We start from the raw sequence: 25,106 nt of genomic DNA on the forward strand, positions 1-25,106 counted from the left end.
ACCACCGGCCGCACGACTACCAAAAGCACGACGACCGGCCGCACGACCACCGGCCGCGCGCCGGTCGGGCCTGCCCGACTCGTCCACCCCGCCTCCCTGCCCGGACCTGTACGGGGCCCGCGGTTGGAACGTGCCAGCCCTGCGCACGCCCCGACGAACTAGGGATTTCCCTGATTGTGACAAGGCGGGCCGATCAAAACAGTTGGATCGCCAACTCGGGTCTTGATCTTTTACAGCGGGACGGCGGCGCGCGTCAGGGAAGGGCGGCGACGAGCTCCTGCACCGGCTTGCGGGCGCCGGTGTAGAACGGGATCTCGACCCGGGTGTGCCGGCGGGCCTGCGCGCCGCGCAGCGTCCGCATCAGGTCGACGATCCTGTGCAGCTCGTCGGCCTCGAAGGCCAGCATCCACTCGTAGTCGTTGAGCGAGAAGCACGCCACCGTGTTGGCCCGCACGTCGGGGTAGTCGCGCGCCATCCTGCCGTGCTCGGCCAGCATCGCCCGGCGCTCGGAGTCGTCGAGCAGATACCACTCGTAGGAGCGGACGAACGGGTAGACGCTCACGTAGGCACGCGGCTCCTCCTCGGCGAGGAAGGCCGGGATGTGCGACTTGTTGAACTCGGCCGGCCGGTGCAGCGCCATCGCCGACCAGACGGGCCTGCTGTGCCGCCCCAACGTGGTGCGGCGGAACCGGGCGTAGACGTCCTGGAGGTCCTCGGGCGTGGGCGCGTGCCACCAGAACATGTAGTCGGCGTCGGCCCTGAACCCCGCCACGTCGTAGACCCCCCTGGTCACGACATCCTTGCCGGCTGCCTGGTCGAGCAGCTCGGTGACCTCCCGCGCGAGGCCGTCGCGGTCGCTCGGGCACGGCTCGGTCGCCTGGAAGACCGACCACATCGTGTAACGGATCACCTGGTTGAGATCGCGGGCCTTGAGCCGCGCGGCGCCCTCTGTCATGGTGTTCATTCTCCTCGTAGCGACAGGTGGTCCAGAATCCGGGAGGCCGCCGTACGCGCGGCGCCGATGCACGCCGGGATGCCGATGCCGTCGTAGGCCGCGCCGCACACGGCCAGCCCCGGCTGCACGGCCACCGCGGAACGCACCTTGGCCACCCGGTCGAGGTGGCCCACGTTGTACTGCGGCAACGCCCCGCCCCAGCGCGTCACCCGGCTGTCCACGGGCAGCCCGCGTACGCCCATCACCTCGCCCATCTCGGCCATGGCCAGCGACACCAGCTCGGTGTCCTCGCGCTGGAGCAGGTGCTCCTCGCCGATCCTGCCGATCGAGCAGCGCAGGACCACCAGGTCTCTGGCCAGGTGGGGCCACTTCACCGAGCTGAACGTGACCGCCTTGACCGGCCGGCCCTCCACGGGCGGCACCAGGTAGCCGCTGACGGCGGGCGGCTCGGGGAAGGCGTCGACCGGGTAGGCGAGCGTGACGATGGCCATGCTGGCGTAGTCGATCCTGGCCAGCTCGGTCGCCGCCTTGGGCGCCTCGTCCTTGAGCAGCCGGCTCGCGGCGGGCCCCGGCACGGCCACGATCACCGCGTCCGCCTCGATGGTCTCGGGCCTCGGCACGGGGCCCGTCACGAGCAGCCAGCCGTGCTCGGTCCTGCGCAGCTCGCGGGCGGTCACGCCGGTCCTGACGTCGGCGCCGGACGCCTTGGCGACCGCTTCGGGCAGGCCGCCGACGCCGTTCTTGAGCGAGGTGAAGACGGGCCCCGCGTCCTTCGGCGCGTCCTCGACGAGCTGCCGGGCCGCGGACAGCAGCGAGCGCTCGGAGCGTGCCACGGCCGCCACGCGCGGCATCGTGGCCTCCAGCGACAGCGTGTCGGAACGGCCCGCGTAGACGCCGCCGAGCAGCGGCTCGACCAGCCGCTCCACGACCTCGGCACCCATCCTGGCGCGGATGTAGGCGGCCACCGACACGTCGGTGCGCACCAGGGTGGGCGGCAGGAGCTGGTCGAGCGGCACACGCAGCAGCCCGCCGGGCGAGACGATGCCGGACCTCGCCAGCTCGGTCAGGTCGGACGGCACGCCCATGACCTGGCCCTTCGGCAGGTGACGGAGCGCGCCCCTGGTGTAGACGGCCGAGCGCGCCGTGCCGGGGAACACCAGCTCCTCCCCTAGCCCGACCGCCCTGGCCAGCTCGGCGCCCTCGGGCCGGCGGGCCAGCATGGCCTCCGCTCCCGCGTCGACGCTCACCCCGGCGACCTCCGAGGCGTACAGTTTGCCGCCGACGCGCGGTGAACCCTCGAGGACCGTCACCTTCACCCGCTCGCCCGCGCCCTGGCGGAGGTGCCACGCGGCGGCCAGACCGGAGATCCCGCCGCCGACCACCACCACGTGCGCCCGATTCCCTTCCACGCCTCCCGACGCTACCGCCTCACGACGTCGCCCACCCTCCCGGGTCGGCCAGGCTGCGGCACGAAGTGAGGCCATAGATGCAGGACCGTGATTTCCGCCGTCAAACCGGGGTGATCCGGCAGCCGTCTCTAAGGCATGAGACGAATGCGGTACGGCATCGCGTTATCAGCCGCCTGCCTGGTCACGCTCCTGGGAGGCTGCGGCGGCGGCAGCCTGTCGGCCGGCGCGCCGGCCATGGACTCCACCCAGGTGCGGCCCGAGCGGTACAAGGCCAGCCAGCCCCAGGCCAGGGCGCAGTCCACCGAGCAGTCTCGCCCGCAGGCGGACGGGGGCAGCGGGGACGGCGGGGACAGCGTCGTCTCCGGCGTCAAGGTGACCCGGCAGGAGCGGCAGGTCATCTACACCGGGAGCATGACCGTGCGCGCCGAGCGGGTCTCCACCGCCGTGCAGCAGGCCAAGCAGATCGTCACCGCGGCCGGCGGCCACCTGTCCAAGGAGGAGACCAACTCGGCCGACGCCACCGAGGACTCGGCCATGCTGGAGTTCAAGATCCCGCCGGCGAAGTACGCCGAGGTGGCCGGCCGGCTCGGCAAGGATCTGGGCAGGCAGCTGTCCATGAACCAGGGCACCCAGGACGTCACGCTCCAGGTGGCCGACGTGGAGAGCCGGCTGAAGTCGGCGCAGCAGTCGCTGGAGTCGCTGCGCACGCTGCTGAAGAAGGCCGAGACGATCGGCCAGGTACTGCAGGTCGAGCGGGAGATCTCCGATCGCGAGGCGGACCTGGAGTCGCTGCAGGCCCAGCAGAAGGAGCTGGCCGCGCAGGTCGCGATGGCGACGTTGACGCTCCGGCTGGTGGGGCCGGTGGCCACGGTGGCCGGCCCTGACGAGGAGCCGGCGGGCTTCCTCGGCGGGCTGGAGGCCGGGTGGGGCGCGCTGGTGTCGTTCGTGAAGGTGGCGCTCACGATGCTCGGCGCGGTGCTGCCGTGGGTCGTCGTCTCGCTTCCGCTCCTCGCCCTGGTGATCCATCTGGTGCGCCGTGACCGCGCCGCTCGTGGCCTTGTCGCGGCTCCGCCCCCGGGCCCGAAGCCGGGCGGCCCTGGCCCCACGGCCGCCTGAACACCGGCGCCGCGCCGCTCCTCGACGTTCCAGGGGCCCGCGGCGTCAAGCCGGGGCGCCGGCTTCGTGGACGAGGTCGGTCAGGCGCTTGAGCTGGTCGGGGTCGGTCGAGGGCAGGACGCCGTGACCGAGGTTGAAGACGTGCCCCTCGGCCGCCCGGCCGCGCCGCAGCACGTCGCGGGCCCTGCTTTCGGCCACGTCCCACGGCGCCAGCAGGATGGCGGGGTCGAGGTTGCCCTGCAGCGCCTTGCCGGGGCCGACCCGGCGGGCCGCCTTGTCGAGCGGCACCCGCCAGTCGACCCCCACCACGTCTGCTCCCGCCTCGCCCAGCACGCCCAGCAGTTCGCCTGTGCCCACGCCGAAGTGGATGCGCGGCACGTCCTGGACGCCTTCGAGGATGCGCCGGGTGTGCGGCAGGACGAACTCGCGGTAGTCGTCCGGCGCCACCGCCCCCACCCAGGAGTCGAAGAGTTGCACGGCCGAGGCGCCGGCCGCGACCTGGATGCGCAGGTGTTCCAGGACGATGGCGGACAGGCGCTCCATGAGGGCGTGCCACAACTCGGGCGCGCCGTACATCATGGCCTTGGTCTTGTCGTGGTTCTTCGACGGGCCGCCCTCGATCAGGTAGGAGCCGAGCGTGAACGGCGCGCCCGCGAAGCCGATCAGCGGCGTGCCGCCCAGCTCTCCGGTGAGCGCCTGGATGGCCTCGGTGACGTACGGCACGTCGCCGGGCTCCAGCGGGCGCAGCGCGTCGAGGCCCTTGGCGTCCTTGATCGGGTCGGCCATGACCGGGCCGACGCCCGGCTTGATGTCGAGGTCGATGCCGATGGCCTTGAGGGGGACGACGATGTCGCTGAAGAAGATGGCCGCGTCCACGCCGTAGCGGCGGACCGGCTGCATGGTGATCTCGACGATCAGCTCGGGCGTCGCGCACGCGGTGAGCATGGGCACGCCCTCGCGGACCTTGAGGTATTCCGGCAGCGAGCGTCCGGCCTGGCGCATGTACCAGACCGGAGTGTGCGGGACGGGCTGGCGGCGGCAGGCACGCAGGAACGCTGAGTCGGCGAGGTTCACCCCACAAGCGTGCCACGCCGGGGCACCGGTCCCGCCAGGGGACGGCGTCCTGCGGCGGGGCCATGTCCGGGGCGGATCGGTGTCCGGTGACGGATTCTGCGGCGACACGAAGCGGCTGTGTCGGGAAAAACATCCATTGGACCTAGCAAATCATGATCAGATAGCCGGATGAAGGTTTACCGGTCTGCTCGGCGTCGGCGTCCCACACGGGTCGAACACACCCCATGCCCGCCCAGAGAGCCGGTCTCGACTGAGCCAAATGTTCGCCAAGCAACCGCGCGGCATCGATTCAGCGACCACTTTCAGGACACGCCGAGCGCGTTGCGGGGAATTGTCAGCGGCTCGTGCCAACGTCAGAGCCACAACCCGAAGAAAGGCCCCGCTTCGATGACTCGTGCGATGCCCGCGTTGTGGAGTTTCCCAGAGCGCCGCAGTGAGTGTTGCCCGTCTTGTGCCGGTGTGCGCCCCTTCGAGCAGCCTCCGTGCGCCGACGGGCACGAGCAGGGCGAGTGCCCCGAGTGGGCCTGCACCGAGTGCGGCCACGCGATCCTTCTCGGCTCCGCCGAGTCCACCCGGCCCGTTCGCCAGCTTGTTACGGCAGCGGCTTGATCACCAAAGATGAGCACCCCCGTGGTCCCCTTCCGTCCGTCTTCGACCTACGCTTCGGCTATGACACTCGGTGACCAGCCACCGCCTCCCGCCGAGTTCACCCGCGCGGCGGAGAGTCTGCGGCTGTCCGAGGCCCGGCCGGAGATCGAGCTCGAGGACCTGCCCGCGCCGCAGCGGCTGGCCCCCTATTCCGCCGCCATCGGCGCCTCCGTCTACCGCGACGACGACGAGCTCGCGGTCGGCCGGCTGATCCTCCTCTACGACCCCGACGGCCAGCGCGGCTGGGAGGGCCCGTTCCGCCTGGTCGCCTACGTCAGGGCCGACATGGAGCCGGAGATCACCTCCGATCCCCTGCTCGGGCCCGTGGCCTGGAGCTGGCTGACCGAAGCCCTCGACGCGCACCAGGCCGGCTATTCCGCCGCCGGCGGTACGGTGACGAGAGCCGTGTCCGAGGGGTTCGGCAACAAGGCCGACGACCCGGTCACGACCGAGCTCGAGCTGCGAGCGTCCTGGTCACCCGCTCAGGAGGATCTCTCCGGCCATGTCGCCGCCTGGTGTGACCTGATGTGCCTGGCGGCGGGGATCCCGGCGCTCCCGCCCGACGTGGCCGCGCTGCCCCGCCGACATGACGACCAGACGTGATGCGCGCTCCGACACCGATCCGCCCGGGTACGCACCACGTTTCCCTGCCTCGCTACGCTGGAATGCGTTTCCTCTCCGGCTGCGGGTCGGAGTAGCCACGGAAAAGGTCGAATGACAGAAGAACGCACAGTCGAGCCGCTGCTCGAACCCCGCGAAGGCATCCCGCCGGTCGTCGCGGACGCGGCCGGGCTGGCCACGGTCGCGGCGCGGTTCGCCGCGGGAGGCGGCCCCGTCGCCGTCGACGCCGAGCGTGCCTCCGGCTACCGCTACGGCAACCGCGCCTACCTCGTGCAGCTGCGCAGGGCCGGTGCCGGCACCGCGCTGATCGACCCGGTCGGCTGCCCCGATCTGACCGCCCTCGACCAGGCCGTGGCCGACGCGGAGATCGTCCTGCACGCCGCCTCGCAGGACCTGCCGTGCCTCATGGAGCTGGGGTTCAGGCCGCGGGAGATGTTCGACACCGAGCTGGCCGGGCGGCTGCTCGGCTACGAGCGCGTGGGCCTCGGCACGATGGTCGAGACCGTGCTCGGGCTGCGGCTGGAGAAGGGGCACTCGGCGGCCGACTGGTCCACCAGGCCGTTGCCGGAAGACTGGCTGCGCTACGCCGCGCTCGACGTGGAGGTGCTGGTCGAGCTCCGCGACGTGCTCCACGAGCAGCTGGCGGAGAGCGGGAAGCTGGAGTGGGCGCGCGAGGAGTTCGCCGCCGTGCTCAACACCCCGCCGCCGGTGCCGCGGTCCGACCCGTGGCGCCGCACCTCGGGCATCCACAAGGTGCGCAACGTACGCGCGCTGGCCACCGTGCGCGAGTTGTGGACCATGCGCGATCGCATCGCGCGCGAGGCCGACCTGGCGCCCGGCAGGGTGCTGCCCGATGCCGCGATCGTCACCGCGGCGCTCGAAGGGCCCCGTACCAAGAAGGCACTGACCGAAATTTCGGCATTCACCGGGCGAAGCGCGCGACGGCATATGAGCGACTGGCTCGCCGCGGTGGCCAGGGCCCGCACGCTGCCCGACAGCCAGCTCCCCCAGCCGAGCACGCCCGGCGAAGGGCCGCCACCGCCCAACCGGTGGGCCGACCGCGATCCGGCCGCCGCCAAGCGGCTGGCGGCGGCACGAGCGGTGGTGTCCGCGCTGGCCGACCAGCTCCACATGCCGACGGAGAACCTGTTGCAACCCGACGCCGTCCGCAGACTGACCTGGGAGCCGCCGGCCGAGATCACCGACGAGAGCGTGACCGCGCGGCTGCGCGAGCTCGGAGCGCGCGAGTGGCAACTGTCGCTCGCCGCCCACCCCATCGCCAAGGCGCTGGCCAGGCTGGAGCCGCGCGGCGAGCGCTGAGCACGGCGGTCTCCGAGCGGGGCCGCCACCCGGTGTGCGGGCCTCCTGACGGCCCGCGCCACTTGACGCCCTGGGCCGCACAGCCGTACGGTTCGGGAAAGCGCTTTCCACCGTTTGTCCTGAAGGGATCTTCATGAGCGTGCGCACCATAGGCGTCGTGATGAACGGCGTCACCGGACGGATGGGCTATCGCCAGCATTTGGTCCGTTCCGTTCTGGCCATCAACGAGCAGGGCGGTGTCACGCTCTCGGACGGCGGAAAGGTCAAGCTCAAGCCCATACTGGTCGGCCGCAATGCCGACAAACTTGCAGATATTGCAACCAAGCACGACATTTCGGATTTCACTACGGAACTGGACGCGGCCCTCGCCGACGACGGCACCCTCATTTACTTCGACGCCCAGGTCACCAGCGCCCGCGTCAAATCCGTGCTCAAGGCCATCGAGGCGGGCAAGCACATCTACGCGGAGAAGCCGACGGCCGAGTCGACGCAGGAGGCGGTCGCGCTGGCCGAGGCCGCCGCGGCCAAGGGCGTCAAGAACGGCGTCGTGCAGGACAAGCTGTTCCTCCCCGGCCTGCTCAAGCTGAAGCGGCTGATCGACGGCGGCTTCTTCGGCCGGATCCTGTCGGTGCGCGGCGAGTTCGGCTACTGGGTGTTCGAGGGCGACTGGCAGGAGGCACAGCGGCCGTCGTGGAACTACCGGGCCGAGGACGGCGGCGGCATCGTGCTCGACATGTTCCCGCACTGGCACTACGTCATGGAGAACCTGTTCGGCCGGATCGAGTCGGTCTACGCCAGGGCGGTGACGCACATCCCCGCTCGCGTGGACGAGCAGGGCACCACGTACCAGGCCACCGCCGACGACGCCGCGTACGGGATCTTCGAGCTCGAAGGCGGCGTCATCGCGCAGATCAACTCCTCGTGGGCAGTCCGGGTGAACCGGGACGAACTGGTCGAGTTCCAGGTGGACGGCACGCACGGCAGCGCCGTGGCGGGCCTGCGCAACTGCCGCGCACAGCACCGCTCCGCCACCCCCAAGCCCGTCTGGAACCCCGACCTGCCGGCCACGGCGCGCTTCCGCGACGGCTGGCAGGAGGTGCCGGACAACGCCGAGTTCGACAACGGGTTCAAAGTCCAGTGGGAGGCGTTCGTCCGGCACGTGGTGGAGGACGCGCCCTTCCCCAACGACTTCGCCTCGGGCGCTCGCGGCGTGCAGCTCGCCGAGCTGGGGCTGCGTTCCAACGCCGAGGGCCGCAGGATCGAGGTGCCGCAGCTGTGAGGATCGACCTGCCCGGCATCGGGGCGTACACCCTGAACGAGCGGACGGCCTGGCCGGTGCCGGACGCCCCGGCCACCAGCCGCATCGTGTACGCCGCCGCGCACGTGGTGGCCGACCCGCTGGGCGACAACACGCCCGGCTCCCCCGCCGCCGTCGACTGGGATGCCACCCTGCGCTTCCGCCACCACCTGTGGTCGCACGGCCTGCGCGTCGCGGACGCCATGGACACCGCCCAGCGCAACATGGGCCTGGACTGGGCGGCCACCAAGGAGCTCATCCGCCGCAGCGCCGCCGAGGCGCGTACGGCCGGCGACCCCGCGACGCTGGTGTCCTGCGGCGCGGGCACCGATCACGCACCCCAGGCCGCCGACCTCAACACGATCACGGCCGCGTACGCCGAGCAGATCGAGACCGTGCAGTCCGCCGGCGCCGGCGTGATCATCATGGCCTCCCGCCAGCTCGCGAAAGCCGCGACGGGTCCCCAGGACTACCACCAGGTGTACGGCAAGTTGTTCGGCCTGGTGGACCGCCCGGTGATCCTGCACTGGCTGGGCGAGATGTTCGACCCGCAGCTGGCCGGCTACTGGGGCTCACGCGACGTGGCGGCGGCGACCGCGTCGTTGCTGGAGCTGATCCACGCCCACGCGTCCATGGTGGACGGGGTGAAGGTGTCGCTGCTGGACGAGGAGCACGAGGTGGAGCTGCGTGCCGCGCTCCCCGACGGGGTCAAGCTCTACACCGGCGACGACTTCAACTACCCGTCGCTGATCAGGACGGGCTCCCACGCGCTGCTCGGCATCTTCGACGCCATCGCCCCGGCGGCGGCGGCCGCGCTGCAGGCGCTCGACGCGGCCGAGGCCGCCGGCGACGACGCGGGCCGCGACCGGCTGCTGGCGTCATACGACGAGATCCTGGCCCCCACGGTCCCGCTGTCCAGAAAGATCTTCGAGACGCCCACGTACCACTACAAGACCGGCATCGTCTTCCTGGCCTGGCTGAACGGTCACCAGGACGCGTTCGCCATGGTGAACGGCGCCCAGTCGGCCCGCTCGCTGCTCCACCTGTCGGAGGTGTTCCACCTGGCCGACCAGGCCGGGCTGCTGGCCGACCAGGAGCTTGCCGTGCGCCGCATGAAGGCGCTGCTGGAGGTGAACGGGCTGTGAGCCTCTCGCTCAACCAGCGGACGACACGGCGCTGGACCGTGGCCGAGGCCGTGGACGGATGCGTGCGGCACGGCCTGGAGGCGGTCGGGCTGTGGCGGGAGAACGTCGCCGAGCAGGGGCTCGCGGAGAGCGTGAAGCTGGTCAGGGAGGCCGGGCTGCGCGTGTCGTCGTTGTGCCGGGGCGGCTTCATGACGGCCGGTGGGCTGCCGGGCGACGAGGGTCGCCGCGCCTTCGCCCGCGCGCTCGACGACAACCGGCGGGCCATCGACGAGGCGGCGGAGCTGGGGGCGGCCTGCCTGGTGATGGTGGTGGGCGGCCTGCCAGGGGTGACACCGGGCGAGCCGCTGCCGGCCGGTACCGCGGACGCGGGCGGCGCGGGTGGCACGGGTGACGGCGGCGTGGCGGCGGGCGGGTTCTCGCGGGATCTGGCCGGGGCGCGGGAGCGGGTGGCCGAGGCGCTGGCGGAACTGGCCCCCTACGCCGGGGAGCGGGGGGTCAAGCTGGCTCTCGAGCCCCTCCACCCCGTCTACTGTCCCGACCGGGCCGTCCTGTCCACTCTCGGTCAGGCGCTCGACCTGAGCCTGGCCTACCCGGAGGAGCAGGTCGGCGTGGTGGTGGACACCTTCCATGTCTGGTGGGACCCGAGGTTGTCCGAGGACATCGCCCGCGCGGGCCGCAGGATCGCGTCGTACCAGGTGTGCGACTACCTGCACCCGCTGCCCGCGGACGTGCTGCTCGCGCGGGGCATGATGGGCGACGGCGTGATCGGGTTCCCCCCGATCACGAAAGCGGTCCTGGCCGCCGGATACACCGGCGACGTCGAGGTGGAGATCTTCAACGCCGACATCTGGGCCGCCGACCCCGACGAGGTGGTGGCCACGATGAAGGCCCGATACGAGGACGTGGTGCTCGCCACCGGCTGAGCCGCGGCGTGTGTGCCCTGCGCGACGGACTGGCCGCCGGAGGCGTCAGGACGGCAGCGTGACCGTGCCCGCGGCGCCGTTCACGGTGATCTTCTGGCCGGTGGTGATGCGGTGGGTGGCGTCGGCGACGCCGACGACGGCCGGGATGCCGTACTCCCTGGCCACCACCGCGCCGTGCGACATCGAGCCGCCCATCTCCATCACGAGCCCGCCCGCCGTCAGGAACAGCGGTGTCCAGCCCGGGTCCGTCGAGGGGCAGACCAGGATCTCGCCCGGCTCCAGCTGCGCGCCGATCGGGTCCATCACCACCTTGGCCACGCCCGTGACGGTGCCCGCCGACGCGGCCGTGCCGGTCAGCGCGCCCCCAGCGCCGGAGGCAGGGGCGGAGGTGGCGAGCGCCTCGGGCTCGGTGCCGTCGGAGAGCAGCACCCTGGGCACGTGCCTGCGGCGCGACTCCCGTTCGTACGCCTCCCGCCGCTCCGCCACGAGCCCGCGCAGGTCACCGCCCCCCAGGGCGGCCCTGGCCTCTCTCAGGTCGAGGAAGTACACGTCCCGCGCCGCGTCCAGCACCCCGAGGCCGACCAGGTGCTCCCCGACCTGCAGCAGGCTCCGCCGCACCCCGGCGAGGATCTTGACCACGTAGAACTTGGGCAGCTCGCGCAGCCCCGCGTACATCCGCGTGCGCCCGAGCGCGAACCGCACCACGGCCGCCCGCCACCGGCCCTTGCGTCCGGCCTCGGCCGCCACGCGGGCGATCTCCTTCTGCGCCTCCCTCGCACCCTTGGCGAACAGCGCGGCGGGCGCGAGGGAGGCGTCGCCGTCCATGCGCAGGTAGTTGGCGATCACGCCGATGATGTGTGCGGGCTCGTCCGACCAGCGGGGCACGCCCAGGTCGATCTCGGCGACGCCGCGATGGCCGTACGTGTCCAGAAATCTCGTGATCTCCCGCTGGGCGATGGGCGGGAGCGTGCCGGCCCCGTAGCGGCGGACCAGCTCTTCCACCGGCTCGGTCATGAACGGCTCGGGCTCGACGCGGGTGGACAGATCCCACAGTTCCAGGTCCATCTCCGTGGTCGGGTTGCGGGGGACGCTGCGCAGGACGTCCTGCATGTCGCCGATCGGCACGCCGGAGAGCCTGGAGGACAGCGCGAACAAGCCGTAGCCCGTGATCGCGATCGGCATGATCGAGACGATGAGAGGGAACGCGCGGGAGAGCACGCGCTGGGCGTGGTCAAGGCGCTGCTCCGGGGTGGCCTCCGACGGCAGCGGCAGGCGCCGGTCGATCTCCTCACCCACGCGGGCGGCGTACGCCAGGGCCTTGCCTGGCCTGGTCAGCGCGAGCAGGGCCCGCGAGGGGGCGTGAATGCGGCCGGCGAAGCGGCGCAGGCCGCGGATGACCGGGCGGCGGGAGGTGTACGTCAGCGGCAGCCGGGGATCCGTCACCAGCTGCTCGATGACCGGGCCTGTGCGCGCCTCCCCGAGCTGCAGCATGCGCGGCATGATGGCGCGGCCGGCCTTGCTGCGTACGGCGGTGGTGAGGTCCATCCACAACCGCTGCCCCGACTCGGTCATGAAGGCAGGGCCGTCGAGGGGGTCGGCGGGGCCGTGGCCGAACAGTCCGGCCGCTCCCGAGGCGACCAGCCGCAGGGCCGACCGTCCCATGGGCGTGATCGGCCCCATGACGCCCTGGGCGACGTTGAACGAGAAGAACGCCCGCAGGCCCGGCCTGGGGTCGTCCGGCAGCGGGTAGAGCGTGGTGATCGGGCGCGCCTGGGTGAGCCAGAAAGCGCCGTCGTGGTCGATGGCCCACTCGGTGTCCTGGGGGGAGCCGTAGTGGTGTTCGGTGCGCGTGCCCAGCTCGGCCAGGGCGAGCACCTCGGCGTCGGTCAGGCAGAGTTCGTCCCCGGGTTCTACGTCCCGCGCGTCGCCGGTGGTCTCGACGCGTTCCGTGCCGCCGCCGGGCAGCGCGCGGACGGCCAGCCGCTTGTCGCCCGCGTGGCGTTCGAGGATCTCGCCCCCATGAACGATGAAGCGGTCGGGGTTCACGGCGCCGGAGACGACGGCCTCGCCGAGCCCGGGGGCCGCGTCGATGACGGCCTCGCGCCGCCGGCCCGTCACCGGGTTGGCGGTGAACATGACGCCGGCAACCCGCGCGTCCACCATGGTCTGCACGACCACCGCGAGCCGCACGGCGGCATGGTCGATGCCGTTCGACTCGCGGTAGGCGACGGCGCGGTCGGTCCAGAGCGAGGCCCAGCAGCGGCGTACGGCGTCGACCACCGCGTCCGCGCCCACCACGTTGAGGAAGGTGTCCTGCTGCCCGGCGAAGCTGGCGAACGGCAGGTCCTCGGCCGTGGCGGAGGAGCGCACGGCCACCGGCACGTCGTCGCCGAGCGCGGCGTACGCCTTCACGATCGTCTCGCGCACGGCGTCCGGCACCGGAGCCCGCAGCAGGTGCCGCCTGGCGCGCTCGGCGAGCCCGTCACCGCTCGTCTCCAGGCCCTCGGCGACCTGACGGTACGCCTGCGTGGTCAGCACCCAGCCGGGTGGTATGGGCAACCCCGCCCTGGTCAGCTCGCCGAGGTTGGCGGCCTTTCCGCCCACCTCGGCGAGCATGCCCGCGTCGATCTCGGAGAAGTCCAGTGCCGTGTTCATCAGGTTCACCCCTGCCGTTCAGCGTCCTGACACGAGTGTCACGCTTTCCCGACAGAAATTCAACACTTGATGAAAGACGTCACAGTCCCAGCGGCGCACCGTCCAGATCCCACCCGGGATCGACGGCCACTCCGAGCACGGCAAGCACCGTGGGACCCACGTCGACCAGCCGGGGACCGGCAAGGAAACGGCCGGTCAGGTGCTCCCCCAGCCGGTTGGCGATCACGAACACCGTGCGCTCCTCCTCCGAGACGCCGCCGTGACCGCCCTCGTCCACGTGACCGTGGTCGGTGGTGATGAGCACGGTCCAGCGCTCGCGCGCGTACGAGGGCCGGGCGCGGACGGTGTCGAGCAGGCGTCCCAGGTGGGCGTCCTGGGTCTGGAGGGCGGCGGTGTACTCGGGACAGAGCGGGCCGAGATCGTGGGCCACCTCGTCGGTGTCGCCCAGGTAGACGAACACGGCGTCCGGGTCGGTCTCCGTCAGGTGCCGCTCGGCCGCGGCGGCGACCTGCTCGTCGGCCTCGGCCCAGCCGATCGTGTATCCGTCGAGCACGAACCGGCGGTCGACCGCCGGGCCGAACGCGCCGTGCTCGGCGAGCGCCGCCCAGGAGAAGAAGGCCGCGGTGTTCAGCTCGGGACGGGCCTCCTTCGCACGGGTCAGGAAGTCCGGAAATTTCTGGAATTGGGGTGCAGTGAAGCTGTTGTCTACGACGCCGTGCTTGTCGGGCCAGGCCCCGGTGGCGATGGACGACCAGCCGGGCCCCGAGTCCGTACGCGACCTGATCACCCGTCCGCCGGCCGCCGGCTCGGGGGTCTTGGGCACGACCTCGCCGGGCGACTCCGTACGCGGTGTGCCGGCCTCGCCGTAGGGGAGCATGCTGGTGCCGTACGCGCCGGAGGCCATCAGCTCGGCCAGCACCGGCGCGCCCACGGCCTGGAGCCGGTCGAAGCGCAGGCCGTCCATCCCGACGACGAGCACTTTGTTCTTAGATGGGGACATCCCCCCATCTAAGCGGTGAAACGTCGCACCCAGTCGGCCGCGCCCGGCAGGATCTCCTCGACCGGAGCGACCTGCGGATACCACGTGCGCTCCCACTCCAGCGACACCCAGCCGCCGTAGCCCGCGCCGCGCAGCAGCCCGCCCGCCTCGTCGAGCGGCACGGACCCGGTCCACAAGGGCACCGGCGTGGTGTCGCGGGCCGAGACCGCGTCCTTGACCTGGACGTACGCCAGGTGGGGCCCGAACGCGGCGAGCGAGTCGGCCGGCGACTCGCCGTTGCGCCAGGGGTGCAGCAGGTCCCACAGCGCGCCGGTGGTCTCGGGACAGCCCGCCTCGGCGAGCAGGGCGGCCACGGCGGCGCCGGTGGCCATGTCGTCGTGCGTCTCGACGAGAACGCGGCAGCCGAGGGCGCCCGACGTACCGGAGACCGCCTTGAGCCTGCGGGCGCCCACCGCCGGATCGTCGCCACGGGGGAAGACCCGCACGCCTGGAGCGCCCAGATCGGCGGCGAGCCGCAGGTCGGCGAGGAGCGCCGCGACGACGGGTTCGTCCGGTCCGGGCTCGCAAACGCCGACATATCCAGCAAGGGCAGAAATTTCCAGGCCCGCCCGCTCCACCCGCTCCCGCACCGACCGCCGCTCCGCGGCGTCCAGGCCGGCGTGCACGCCGGTGTCGGGGTGCAGGCGCAGCTCCAGCCCCTGGCAGCCGCCTCCGGCCGCGATCTCGATCGCCCTGTCGAGCCCTTCGCCGGGCATGCCCAGCGTGCTGACCGCCAGCCTCACGTCATCCTCCGCACGCTCTCGCGCAACACGACCTCGCCCGCGACCTGCTCGACCACGACCGGATCTCCTTCGCCCAGCGCCAGCTCCAGCGCCCGGGCCCCCATGTCCTTCAGCGGCAGGCGCACGGTCGCCAGCGCGGGCACATGATCACGCAGCGTGACGATGTCGTCGAACCCGGCCACCGAGACGTCGTCGGGCACCCGGACGCCGCGCTCGCGATAGGCCGCGAGCGCCCCGACCGCCATCACGTCGTTGACCGCGAACACGCAGGTCGCACCGCCCGCCTGCGAGGCCGCGGCGTAGCCGCCGTCGCGGTCGAACGGCCCGTGGATCACCTGCGGCGCGGGCAGCCCCAGCTCCTCCAGCGCCTCGACGAACCCGGCGCAGCGGTCGGCCGCCGTCACCAGATGCGGTGGCCCTGCCAGCACCGCGAACCGTGTGTGCCCCAGATCGGCCAGGGCCCTGGCCAGCTCGGCCGCGCCCAGCCGGTTGGCCGGCGCGACCGTGTCGACGCCGAGCAGGTCCTGGCCCACGCAGGCCGCCCGCCCGCCGCCCGCCTGGTATCGGGCCAGCTCGCCGCGCAGGCGCCCGGTGACGGCCGGATCGGCCACGCGCGAGCCGACCAGCAGCACCGCCCTGACGCGCTGGGCGTTGAGCGTCGCCACGTAGGCGATCTCCTGCTCGGGGTCGCGATGTGTGGTGCCCACCATGACGAGCAGGCCCTCGGTGGCCGCCGCCCGCATGGCCCCGTCGGCCAGGGCCGCGAAATAGGGGTCGGTCAGGTCGTGGACGACGATGCCGATGACGTTGCTCGCGCCGCGGGCCAGCGTCTGGGCCGCGATGTTGGCGCGGTAGCCCAGCTCGTCGGCGGCCTGCTCGACCCGCGCCCGCAGGGCCGCGCCGACCTGGCGGGTGCTGCCGTTGAGCACCCGCGAGGCGGTCGCCAGGGAGACGCCCGCCTGCTTGGCGACGTCTTCAAGCGTGACCACGAGACCTCCCAGGAAAGCGGTTTCCAAGTCTGCCAGACCAGCACCTGGATCCGCATCCTACGGGTGGACCGCGACCGGCGGCCCACCCGGAGAGTGGTCTGTCCTACACCCAGGCCCTACGCCCAGGGGAACAGGATGTCCCCAGGCCCTACGCCCAGGGGAACAGGATGTCGAGCAGCCCCTTCCGCTCCTCCTCGGTCGGCTCGGGCTCGGGCACCGGGGCCTGCGTCGGCTGCGTCGCGGGAGGCTGATCCTGCGACTCCCGGCCGGCGCTCTCCGGCTCCCTGTTCACCCGCGTCTCGCTCGAGGTGTCCGTGTCCCGCATCTGCCCCTGCGGGGACCGGGTGGACCTGGGGCTGGCCTTGCTGGTCGGGTCGCCGATGTCGCGCGTGGGCGACGGGCGGCTCTGCGGCTCGCGCGTGGGCCGGGTCTGCTCCTGCGCACGGTCCGGCCGCGCCGGCCCCGTCTCGGTGGGCTGCTCGTCGGTGGCCGAGTCGGAGGGCTCGGCCTCGGTTTCCTCCACCGGCGTCTGCTCCTCCTCCGAGGGGACGGCCGTGTCGGAGGGGGCGGTCACCTCGCCGGCGCTGGCGCACCTGCCGCCGGCGCACGGGTCGTCGGAGGACGTGCCGGTGAGCATCCAGCCCACACCGACGCCGACCAGCACCACCGCGGCGGCCGCCACCAGCAGGACCCGGGTGCGGTGACGCACCTCACCCTCGCCGCCGCCATCACCGCCACGGGAGGAACGTCCAGCGCTGGATTCGTCGGTCCAGCCGGAGCCGAGGAAACCCCGCTTGGGCTTGTCGTCGTCGTGGTCGTCCGCCTCATAACCCCGGTCGAGCGGGAGGTAGGGGGCCTCGTCGTCGGCGCGGCGGGAGCCGCCGCGCTCGTCGAGCACCTCGTGCGGGCCACTCGGGCCGCCGAAGTCGTGCGGACCGCTCGGACCACCGAACTCGTGCTCGCTATTGGGCCTGCCGAAATCATGCGGACCGCTCGGGCCGCCGAAATCATGCCCGCCGCTGGGCCCGCCGAAATCATGCGGGCCACTCGGGCCGCCGAAATCATGCCCGCCGGAACCGCCCAGCACGTCACGGTGGGAGTCGTTCCCGCCGCCCAGCACGTCACGGTGGGAGTCGTTCCCGCCGCCCAGCACGTCATGGGGATCGCCGCCACCCAGCACGTCACGCTGGCCGCTCCCCCCGTCGAGCACGTCATGCGCGCCGCCGGCGTCGTACGCCGAGGTCGTCCCGCTGAGCACGTCGTGATGCCCGGGGTCGTCAAGGACGTCACGCCGCTCGATCAACTGGGGCTCGGCGCCCTTTTCCAGCGGAAGGATGTAGGTCTCGTTGCCGACCACCTGGATGGCGGGTTGCTCGTCGGTGTCTTCAGTGCTCCACCGCGGGGACAGCACATCACCCGTCATCTCCGGGTTTAACGACCTACCCTGCCCATCCTCGTATGGCCTGTCGTTCTCGTCGCGCGCCACGATGGAACCTCTCTAATACGAATACGACCCGCCCTTTCCTAGCAGACACGACCACCACTTGTCCGGAAATTTCACATGTTTCCCTAAAAACACGCTGTGTAACGTGTGCCCCAAAGCTGTGCCGACCGCAACAGGTGACTCAGCGGACGAGACCGGACACCAACTCGTCGAGCGCCGACGTGATCCGCTCGCCCCCCACCCCGCATCTCCTGAGCCGGTGGGCGAGCAACTCGGCGGACAGCGGCGCCAGCAGCGCGTCGGCCAGGCCGTAGGCGTCGGCCTCCGGGCGCAGCCGGCCGATCAGCATGACCAGATGACCGTGGTAGGCGTCGTACGCGCCGCCGAAGCGGGCCAGCGGGCTCGCCGTCTCGGCCATGAGCAGCAGGTCGAGCTGCTCGACCGTCCGGTCCGCCAGTGCCCGCAGGAACGCCCTGACCCGCTCGGCCGGCTCGGCCCCCGGACCGAGAGGCGGCGGGCCCTCGAGGAACGCGGCCTGGAACTCCCGCTCCCGCCGGTCGATGAGCGCGTACGCGAGGCCCGACCGGTCGCCGAAGCGCCGGTAGAGCGTGCCGACGCCCACTCCGGCGGCCGCCGCCACCTCCGCCATGGACAGGCCCTCCACCCCGTGTGCGGCCACGATGCGCTCGGCCGCGGAGAGGATCTTCGCACGGTTGCGGGCCGCGTCACTGCGCTCGCGTCTCACGATCACCATCCTTGCATCGCTTGCATCCGGAATCGATTCCGCTTACGGTAACAAGCGGAACGTATTCCATTTTGAGGAGGAGTCATGGAACGCAAGGTCGCCCTCGTCACCGGCGGCAGCAGAGGCATCGGCGCGGCCACCGCGCGGCGCCTGGCCGGCGACGGCTTCGACGTCGCCATCACGTACCGGAGCGCCGGCGACCGGGCCGCCGCCGTGGTCCAGGAGATCGAGGCGGCCGGCGGGCGCGGGCTCGCCCTGCGCGCCGAGGCCGCCGACCCGCGCGAGCTCGTCGAGGCGGTCGAGCGGACGGCGCGGGAGCTGGGCCGGCTCGACGTGGTGGTGGGCAGCGCCGGCATCGCGCCGTACGGACCGCTGGAGGAGGTGACGCTCGCCCAGGTGGACGAGGTGCTGGCCGTGCACACCCGCGCGTCGTTCGTGCTGGCGCAGGCGGCGGCCCGGCACCTGCCGGACGGAGGCCGCATCGTCCTCATCGGCAGCAGCCTGGCCGAGCGGGTGCCGTACGCGGGCTGGACGGCGTACTCGATGAGCAAGTCCGCCCTGGTCGGCCTCGCCAAGGGCCTGGCCAGGGACCTGGGTCCGCGCGGCATCACCGCGAATGTCGTGCAGCCCGGCTCCACCGACACCGCGATGAACCCCGCCGACAGCCCCGAGGCCGACGTGGAACGCGGCTACACGGCGCTCGGCGTCTACTGCTCGCCCGACGACATCGCCGCCACCGTCGCCCACCTCGCCGGCGACGGCGGGCGCTCCATCACGGGCGCCGCCATCCCCGTGGACGCCGGCGTCACGGCCTGACGCGGCAGCGGCTCGCCCCGGGCCCCGACCGCGCCGGCGGCATCGAGGGCTCCATCCAATGGACGCGAATCACAGGCGTCGCTACGCGGGGTGACGCCATCATGACGGTCATGTTGCTGACCGAGATGGCTCCCCCTCCAGGCGCCGAGCAGGTGGCCGGGCTGCGGGCCCGCGCCAGGGCCGCCCGCCACCGCGCCTTCGTCGCGCTGTCCGCCTCGATCGCGGTGCTGACCACCGCGCAGTTGCTCGCCGACCGGGCGCCGACCAGGGAGCAGACGGCGCCGCTCGCGGTGTTGTCCCTGGTGGTCCTCGTGGCGGCGCTGCCCGCGATGACCGCCACCCAGTACGCCTGGGGCGTGCGGGCCCGCCTGGTCCGGTGGCGCGAGCACGAGCTGTACGGCGCCGCACGCTCGGGCGGGACACGACCGTTCAGCCGGCTCGCCGTCGCCGCGGGCTGGGTGGTGACGCTGCTGCTCGGCGGCACCACGCCGGACTTCTTCGACCAGGCCGCCCTGTACGCCGTCGCCGACGAGCTGAGCTGGGCGGTCGAGGCCCTGGCGGTGACGAGTTGCGGCGCGGGGGTGCTGTTCCTGCTGTGGTGGGCCCGTGACGCGCTGGGGCTGCTGGCGCGCGCCAGGCGATCGGGCACCTCCCCCGGGGATCCGTGGGATCCGGGCCACGGCACGCGCCCGCGCACGGCAGCGCTCAGGACGGGCGCGCTCTGGGCGGGTGCGGCCGCGGCGGTGGCCGCCCTGCTCGCGGCCCGCGCCCATCTCTGGGAGCCGGCGACGGCGGCGGTGTACGCGCTGCTGACGACCGCACTCGTCCTCGGAGTGGTTACTGACGAGTAGCATAGGCGCGGAACCCCATTCAGCGAACGAGGAGCGAATCCGTGCCTTCCTCTCGTGACGTCGTGTTCGTCGACGGCGTGCGCACACCCTTCGGCCGGTCGGGGCCGAAAGGGCTGTACGCGGAGACCCGCGCCGACGACCTGGTCGTCCGCGTCATCCGCGAGCTCATCAGGCGCAACCCCGGCCTGCCGCCCGAGCGCGTCGACGAGGTCGCCATCGCCGCGACCACGCAGATCGGCGACCAGGGCCTGACCATCGGCCGGTCGGCGGCGGTGCTGGCCGGGCTGCCGAAGACCGTGCCCGGCTACGCCGTCGACCGCATGTGCGCGGGCGCGATGACCGCGGTCACCACGGTCGCGGGCGGCATCGCGTTCGGCGCGTACGACGTCGCCATCGCCGGCGGCGTCGAGCACATGGGCCGCCACCCGATGGGCGAGGGCGTCGACCCCAACCCGCGCTTCCTGTCGGAGAAGCTGGTCGACCCGAGCGCCCTGGTGATGGGCATGACGGCGGAGAACCTGCACGATCGCTACCCGTCGATCACCAAGGAGCGGGCCGACGCGTACGCGGTGTTGTCGCAGGAGCGGGCGGCCAAGGCCTACGCCGACGGCAGGATCCAGTCCGACCTCGTACCGACCGCGATCAGGACGGCGGAAAAGGGCTGGGGCCTGGCGGTCGAGGACGAGGCTCCCAGGCCGGGCACCACCATGGAGGGGCTGAGCGCGCTCAAGACGCCCTTCAGGCCGCACGGCAACGTCACGGCGGGCAACTCCTCCGGCATCAACGACGGCGCCACCGGCTGCGTCGTGGCCGCGAAGGAGACCGCGGACGAGCTGGGGCTGGCGCCGAAGATGCGGCTCGTGTCGTACGCGTTCGCGGGCGTGGACCCCGAGGTCATGGGCGTGGGCCCGATCCCGTCCACGGAGCGGGCGCTGCGCCTGGCCGGCCTGGGCATCTCCGACATCGGGCTGTTCGAGATCAACGAGGCGTTCGCCGTGCAGGCGCTGGCGTTCCTCGAGCACTTCGGCATCGCCGACGACGACCCCCGCGTGAACCCCTACGGCGGCGCCATCGCCTACGGCCACCCGCTGGCCTCCTCGGGCGTGCGGCTGATGACGCAGCTCGCGCGGCAGTTCGGCGAGCGTCCGGACGTGCGTTACGGCATCACCACGATGTGCGTCGGCCTGGGCATGGGCGGCACTGTGATCTGGGAGAACCTGGCATGAGCGAGCTGGAGAACTGGCGTGCGCTGCTGAGCGAGCGCGGCACCGACGAGGTCGTCACCAAGGCGCTGGTACGCGACGTGCGCCTGCCCGGCGGGGCAGGCACCATGGCGCTGATCACCCTGGACAACGGCTTCGACCACACCCGGCCGAACACGTTCGGCCCGCACGGCCTGTTCGCGCTGAACGGCGCCCTGTCGGAGATCGCCGAGCGCACCGACCTGGCCGCGGTGGGCGTGACGGGCAAGCCGTTCATCTTCGCCGTCGGCGCCGACCTGAAGGGCGCGGCGGCGCTGGCCACCCGCGAGGAGGCGCTGGCCGTCGCCGCGCTCGGCCACCACGTGTTCCGCCGGCTCGGAGAGTTGCCGATCCCGTCGTTCGCGTTCGTGAATGGCGCTGCCATGGGCGGCGGGCTCGAAGTCGCGCTGCACTGCACGTACCGGACGATCTCCTCGGGCGTGACCGCGGTGGCGCTGCCGGAGTGTTTCCTCGGCCTGGTGCCAGGCTGGGGCGGCACGCAGCTGCTGCCACGCCTGATCGGCCCGGCGGACGCGGTCAAGCTGATCATCGAGAACCCGCTGGCGCAGAACCGCCTGACCAAGGGCAAGGAGGCTTACGAGCTGGGCGTCGCCGACGCCATGTTCGAGCCCGCCGACTTCCTGGAGGAGTCGCTGCGCTGGGCCGCCCGGGTGGTCAACGGCGAGGTGGTCGTGGAGCGGCCCGAGCACGACGGCTGGGACAAGGCGGTCGGCGACGCGCGCTTCCTGGTCGACATGAAGCTGCGCGGCGCGTCGCCCGCCCCCTACAGGGCGCTCGACCTGATCGCCCAGGCCCGCACCGCCACCCGCGACGAGGGGTTCGCCGCCGAGGACGAGGCGCTGGCCGACCTGCTGACAGGTGACGAGCTGCGGGCCGGGCTCTACGCGTTCGACCTGGTGCAGCGGCGCGCGAAGCAGCCGGCGGGCGCGCCGGACCCCTCCCTGGCCCGCAAGGTCACCAAGGTCGGCATCGTCGGGGCGGGGCTGATGGCCTCGCAGATGGCGCTGCTGTTCGCCCGCCGGCTGGAGGTGCCGGTCGTACTGACCGACCTCGACCAGGCCAGGCTCGACAAGGGCGTGGCGTACGTACGGGACGAGATCGGCAAGCTGCTGGCCAGGGGCCGCGTCTCGCAGGACCAGGCCAACCGGCTCACATCGCTGGTGACCGGCTCGCCGGCCAAGGACGCCTTCGCCGGCGCCGACTTCGTGATCGAGGCGGTCTTCGAGGACCTGGCGGTCAAGAAGCAGGTCTTCGCCGAGGTGGAGGCCGTGGTCGATCCCTCCTGCGTGCTGGCCACGAACACCTCCTCGTTGTCGCTGACCGCGATGGGAGCCGATCTCGCGCACCCCGAGCGGCTGGTCGGGTTCCACTTCTTCAACCCGGTCGCGGTCATGCCGCTGCTGGAGATCGTCAGGGGCGCCGCTACGGACGACGCCACGCTGGCCACGGCGTTCGCGGTGGCCAGGACGCTGAGGAAGTCGTCGGTGCTGGTCAAGGACGCTCCGGCGTTCGTGGTCAACCGGCTGCTGACCCGCTTCATGGGCGAGGTCGTGGCGGCCGTGGACGAGGGCACGCCGCTGGAGACGGCCGAGCACGCGCTCGACGGGCTGGGCCTGCCGATGACGCCGTTCGCGCTGCTGCAGCTGGTCGGGCCTGCCGTCGGCCTGCACGTGGCGGAGACGCTGCACGAGGCGTTCCCCGAGCGGTTCGGCGTCTCGGCGAGCCTGGCCAGGCTGGTCGCCGCCGGCAAGCCGGGCATCTACCTGCCGGACCTCACGCTCGACGAGGAGGCGGTGGCGCTCTTCGCGGGCGGCTCCCGGGCGTCCGCCGCCGAGCAGGTGCGCGAGCGGGTGCTGGCGGCGCTGGCCGAGGAGATCCGGATCATGCTGGACGAGGGCGTCGTCGCGGCGGCGCAGGACATCGACCTGTGCATGATCCTCGGCGCCGGCTGGCCGTTCCATCTGGGCGGCATCACGCCGTATCTGGACAGGTCCGGCATCGCGCGGCCCCGCTTCCTCGCCCCGGGCGTGGCCTCGATGCCCGCGTGATTTTATGGGGGCCCGCTCGGCGGGCCTCCGCACGCCGCGCTCTCCTCCGCCGTAGCGTTTGGTGCCGTCCAACGAACGGAGAGTAACCATGATGAGAGCAGCCGGCACCATCGCGCTCTGCGGAGCCCTCCTGGCGGGCGCGTCGTCGCCCGCCGTGGCGGCGCGCGACCCCAAGGTGCAGCTCAAGATCGTCAATTCGGTCAAGGGCGGGGCCACGAAGACCGCCTGGCTCCACTGCGCGCCCACCGGGGGCTCCCACCCCGACGCCCGCACGGCCTGCCGCCAGTTGCGCCAGGTCGGGGGCGACCCGGCCAAGCTCAACGTCTCGCCCAACACGGCGTGCACGAAGGAGTTCCAGCCGCGTGTGATCGGGGTCGTCGGCCGGTGGCACGGCAAGACGGTGAAGTGGGGGAAGGTCTTCGCCAACGGCTGCCAGGCCAAGGCCGCGACCGGGGCCGTGGCCGCGCTCTGACCCCAGTTATGGGGGTGGTCCGCGCCCCACCCCCGGTGTTGTCCGGCCGTTGGTGCTCAGCGGCCGGCTTTCTGCCAGGGCATCGCCGCCCTGCTGTGCCAGTAGCCGTAGGCGAAGTAGAGCACGATGCCGATGAGCATCCAGATGACGAACCGCAACCACGTCTGCGCCGGCAGGTTGAGCATCAGGTAGACGCAGGCCAGCACCGACAGGATCGGCAGGACCGGCACCAGCGGCGCCTTGAACGCCCGCGGCAGGTCCGGCCTGGTGCGCCTGAGCACCATCACGCCGATCGAGACCACGACGAACGCGAAGAGCGTGCCGATGTTCACCAGCTCGGCCAGCTCGCCGAACGACACGAACCCGGCCAGCGCCATCGTCACCAGCCCGATGAGGATCGTGAGCCGGACCGGCGTGCCGAAGCGCGCATTGACCTTGGCCATCGGGCGCGGCAGCAGCCCGTCGCGGCACATCGCGAAGAGCACCCGGGTCTGGCCCAGCAGCAGCACGAGGACCACGGTCGTCAGGCCGGCCAGCGCCCCCACGCTGATGATCCCGGCCAGCCACGGCTGGCCGACCGCGATGAAGGCGTCCGACAGCGGCGCCGACGTGCTCAGCTCGCTGTAGCGCAGCATGCCGACGACGACGAGGGAGACGGCGACGTACAGAACCGTGCAGATCGCCAGCGAGCCGATGATGCCGCGCGGCACGTCGCGCTGCGGCGTGACGGTCTCCTCCGCTGCGGTGGCCACGATGTCGAAGCCGATGTACGCGAAGAACACGATCGCCGCGGCCGAGAAGATGCCGATCACGCCGAACGCGACCGGCGTGATGCCGAACAGCAGCTGGATCAGGGGCGCCTTCAGCCCCTCCACGCGCGGCGTGGGCACCGGCTCGGGAATGAACGGCGTGTAGTTGGCCCCCTTGATGAAGAACAGCCCGGCCACGATGACCAGCAGCACCACGGCGATCTTAGTGATCACCAGGATGAGGTTGACGCGCGAGGACAGCTTGATGCCGACCGCCAGGATCGTCGTGAGGACGGCGACGACAACGATGGCGGGAAGGTTGACCACGGGATCGTCACCGGCGATCGCGGCGGGCAACTCGACGCCGGCGGACGCCAGCATCGAGGCGAAATAGCCCGCCCAGCCCACCGACACCACGGCGGCGGCCAGCGCCAGCTCCAGGATCAGATCCCAGCCGATCACCCAGGCGGGAAACTCCCCCAGGGTGGCGAAGGAGAAGGTGTAGGCGGAGCCGGCCACCGGGATCGTGGAGGCGAACTCGGCGTAGCACAGCGCCGCCAGGGCGCACACGACGGCGGCGACGATGAAGGAGAGCGCCACCGCCGGGCCGGCCAGCTCCTTGGCGACCTGTCCCGTGAGCACGAAGATCCCCGTACCGACGATCACGCCGATGCCGAAGACCGTCAGGTCCGTGGCGGTCAGGCGCTTGCGCAGCTGGTGCTCGGGGGCCTCGGTGTCGCGGATCGACTGCTCGACGCTCTTCGTGCGAAAGATGTCCACGCACA

The 25,106-nt window shown here is 72.1% G+C and carries 21 protein-coding genes; 11 read left to right on the forward strand and 10 right to left on the reverse strand.

Annotation, left to right across the window (positions count from 1 at the left end; translation table 11 throughout):
* Window positions 1-253 precede the first annotated feature (253 nt).
* Window positions 254-964 (reverse strand): hydrogen peroxide-dependent heme synthase, encoded by a 711-nt coding sequence (gene hemQ / locus E1294_RS31710; RefSeq protein ID WP_132514549.1) that lies wholly within the window; start codon window positions 962-964, stop codon window positions 254-256.
* A complete protein-coding gene (gene hemG / locus E1294_RS31715) occupies window positions 961-2,364 on the reverse strand; it encodes a protoporphyrinogen oxidase (RefSeq protein WP_246083422.1) in 1,404 nt (467 codons plus the stop codon). The genes hemQ and hemG overlap by 4 nt, the downstream gene beginning before the upstream one ends.
* Before the next feature lie 135 nt (window positions 2,365-2,499).
* Between hemG and E1294_RS31720 the strand changes: the two genes are divergently transcribed.
* Complete coding sequence (locus E1294_RS31720; protein ID WP_132514553.1) at window positions 2,500-3,480, forward strand: DUF4349 domain-containing protein; 981 nt, start codon at window positions 2,500-2,502, stop codon at window positions 3,478-3,480.
* 45 nt (window positions 3,481-3,525) lie between these two features.
* On the opposite strand, the gene hemE is transcribed toward E1294_RS31720, so the two are convergent.
* Window positions 3,526-4,530, reverse strand: coding sequence for a uroporphyrinogen decarboxylase (gene hemE / locus E1294_RS31725; RefSeq protein ID WP_220448037.1), 1,005 nt, complete (start codon window positions 4,528-4,530; stop codon window positions 3,526-3,528).
* 693 nt (window positions 4,531-5,223) lie between these two features.
* Here hemE and E1294_RS31735 point away from each other — a divergent pair.
* The 5 genes from E1294_RS31735 (at window position 5,224) to E1294_RS31755 (ending at window position 10,508) form a co-directional block, all read left to right on the forward strand.
* The gene (locus E1294_RS31735; RefSeq protein WP_132514557.1) at window positions 5,224-5,805 is read left to right on the forward strand and encodes a DUF3000 domain-containing protein; all 582 of its coding nucleotides are present in this window, start codon (window positions 5,224-5,226) and stop codon (window positions 5,803-5,805) included.
* 111 nt (window positions 5,806-5,916) lie between these two features.
* On the forward strand, window positions 5,917-7,143 hold the full coding sequence (locus E1294_RS31740; protein ID WP_132514559.1) for a ribonuclease D: 1,227 nt from the start codon (window positions 5,917-5,919) through the stop codon (window positions 7,141-7,143).
* Between the two features lie 133 nt (window positions 7,144-7,276).
* The gene (locus E1294_RS31745; RefSeq protein ID WP_132514561.1) at window positions 7,277-8,422 is read left to right on the forward strand and encodes a Gfo/Idh/MocA family protein; all 1,146 of its coding nucleotides are present in this window, start codon (window positions 7,277-7,279) and stop codon (window positions 8,420-8,422) included.
* On the forward strand, window positions 8,419-9,585 hold the full coding sequence (locus tag E1294_RS31750) for a dihydrodipicolinate synthase family protein (protein ID WP_132514563.1): 1,167 nt from the start codon (window positions 8,419-8,421) through the stop codon (window positions 9,583-9,585). Before E1294_RS31745 ends, E1294_RS31750 begins: the two co-directional genes overlap by 4 nt.
* Window positions 9,582-10,508, forward strand: a complete 927-nt coding sequence (locus E1294_RS31755; RefSeq protein WP_132514565.1) for a sugar phosphate isomerase/epimerase family protein — start codon at window positions 9,582-9,584, stop codon at window positions 10,506-10,508. The genes E1294_RS31750 and E1294_RS31755 overlap by 4 nt, the downstream gene beginning before the upstream one ends.
* Window positions 10,509-10,553: 45 nt before the next feature.
* Here E1294_RS31755 and E1294_RS31760 read toward each other — a convergent pair whose 3' ends face one another.
* The 6 genes from E1294_RS31760 to E1294_RS31785 all read right to left on the reverse strand — a co-directional run bounded on the left by E1294_RS31760 (window position 10,554) and on the right by E1294_RS31785 (window position 18,132).
* On the reverse strand, window positions 10,554-13,163 hold the full coding sequence (locus tag E1294_RS31760; protein ID WP_132514567.1) for a PEP/pyruvate-binding domain-containing protein: 2,610 nt from the start codon (window positions 13,161-13,163) through the stop codon (window positions 10,554-10,556).
* A 79-nt stretch (window positions 13,164-13,242) separates the two neighbouring features.
* Window positions 13,243-14,163 carry an alkaline phosphatase family protein gene (locus E1294_RS31765; RefSeq protein ID WP_132514569.1) on the reverse strand — a complete coding sequence of 307 codons (921 nt, stop codon included), beginning with the start codon at window positions 14,161-14,163 and terminating at the stop codon, window positions 13,243-13,245.
* Between the two features lie 8 nt (window positions 14,164-14,171).
* On the reverse strand, window positions 14,172-14,945 hold the full coding sequence (locus E1294_RS31770; protein ID WP_132514571.1) for a sugar phosphate isomerase/epimerase family protein: 774 nt from the start codon (window positions 14,943-14,945) through the stop codon (window positions 14,172-14,174).
* Window positions 14,942-15,934, reverse strand: coding sequence for a LacI family DNA-binding transcriptional regulator (locus tag E1294_RS31775; protein ID WP_181958585.1), 993 nt, complete (start codon window positions 15,932-15,934; stop codon window positions 14,942-14,944). The genes E1294_RS31770 and E1294_RS31775 overlap by 4 nt, the downstream gene beginning before the upstream one ends.
* Before the next feature lie 148 nt (window positions 15,935-16,082).
* Window positions 16,083-17,357: a hypothetical protein gene (locus E1294_RS31780; protein WP_132514573.1), complete on the reverse strand. Its 1,275-nt coding sequence runs from the start codon at window positions 17,355-17,357 to the stop codon at window positions 16,083-16,085.
* Window positions 17,358-17,559: 202 nt separating this feature from the next.
* Window positions 17,560-18,132: a TetR/AcrR family transcriptional regulator gene (locus E1294_RS31785; protein ID WP_132514575.1), complete on the reverse strand. Its 573-nt coding sequence runs from the start codon at window positions 18,130-18,132 to the stop codon at window positions 17,560-17,562.
* Window positions 18,133-18,207: 75 nt separating this feature from the next.
* Between E1294_RS31785 and E1294_RS31790 the strand changes: the two genes are divergently transcribed.
* The 5 genes from E1294_RS31790 (at window position 18,208) to E1294_RS31810 (ending at window position 23,572) form a co-directional block, all read left to right on the forward strand.
* Window positions 18,208-18,939 (forward strand): SDR family NAD(P)-dependent oxidoreductase, encoded by a 732-nt coding sequence (locus E1294_RS31790; RefSeq protein ID WP_132514577.1) that lies wholly within the window; start codon window positions 18,208-18,210, stop codon window positions 18,937-18,939.
* 101 nt (window positions 18,940-19,040) lie between these two features.
* Window positions 19,041-19,790, forward strand: a complete 750-nt coding sequence (locus E1294_RS31795; RefSeq protein WP_132514579.1) for a hypothetical protein — start codon at window positions 19,041-19,043, stop codon at window positions 19,788-19,790.
* 62 nt (window positions 19,791-19,852) lie between these two features.
* Entirely contained in the window at window positions 19,853-21,016 is a 1,164-nt protein-coding gene (locus tag E1294_RS31800) for a thiolase family protein (protein ID WP_220448038.1), read from the forward strand.
* A complete protein-coding gene (locus E1294_RS31805; protein ID WP_132514583.1) occupies window positions 21,013-23,100 on the forward strand; it encodes a 3-hydroxyacyl-CoA dehydrogenase NAD-binding domain-containing protein in 2,088 nt (695 codons plus the stop codon). The genes E1294_RS31800 and E1294_RS31805 overlap by 4 nt, the downstream gene beginning before the upstream one ends.
* An 88-nt stretch (window positions 23,101-23,188) precedes the next feature.
* Window positions 23,189-23,572, forward strand: a complete 384-nt coding sequence (locus E1294_RS31810; RefSeq protein WP_132514585.1) for an SSI family serine proteinase inhibitor — start codon at window positions 23,189-23,191, stop codon at window positions 23,570-23,572.
* A 56-nt stretch (window positions 23,573-23,628) separates the two neighbouring features.
* On the opposite strand, the gene E1294_RS31815 is transcribed toward E1294_RS31810, so the two are convergent.
* A complete protein-coding gene (locus tag E1294_RS31815; protein WP_132514587.1) occupies window positions 23,629-25,101 on the reverse strand; it encodes an amino acid permease in 1,473 nt (490 codons plus the stop codon).
* Window positions 25,102-25,106: the final 5 nt, after the last annotated feature.

The organism is Nonomuraea diastatica (genome assembly GCF_004349015.1).
Lineage (GTDB): Bacteria > Actinomycetota > Actinomycetes > Streptosporangiales > Streptosporangiaceae > Nonomuraea > Nonomuraea diastatica.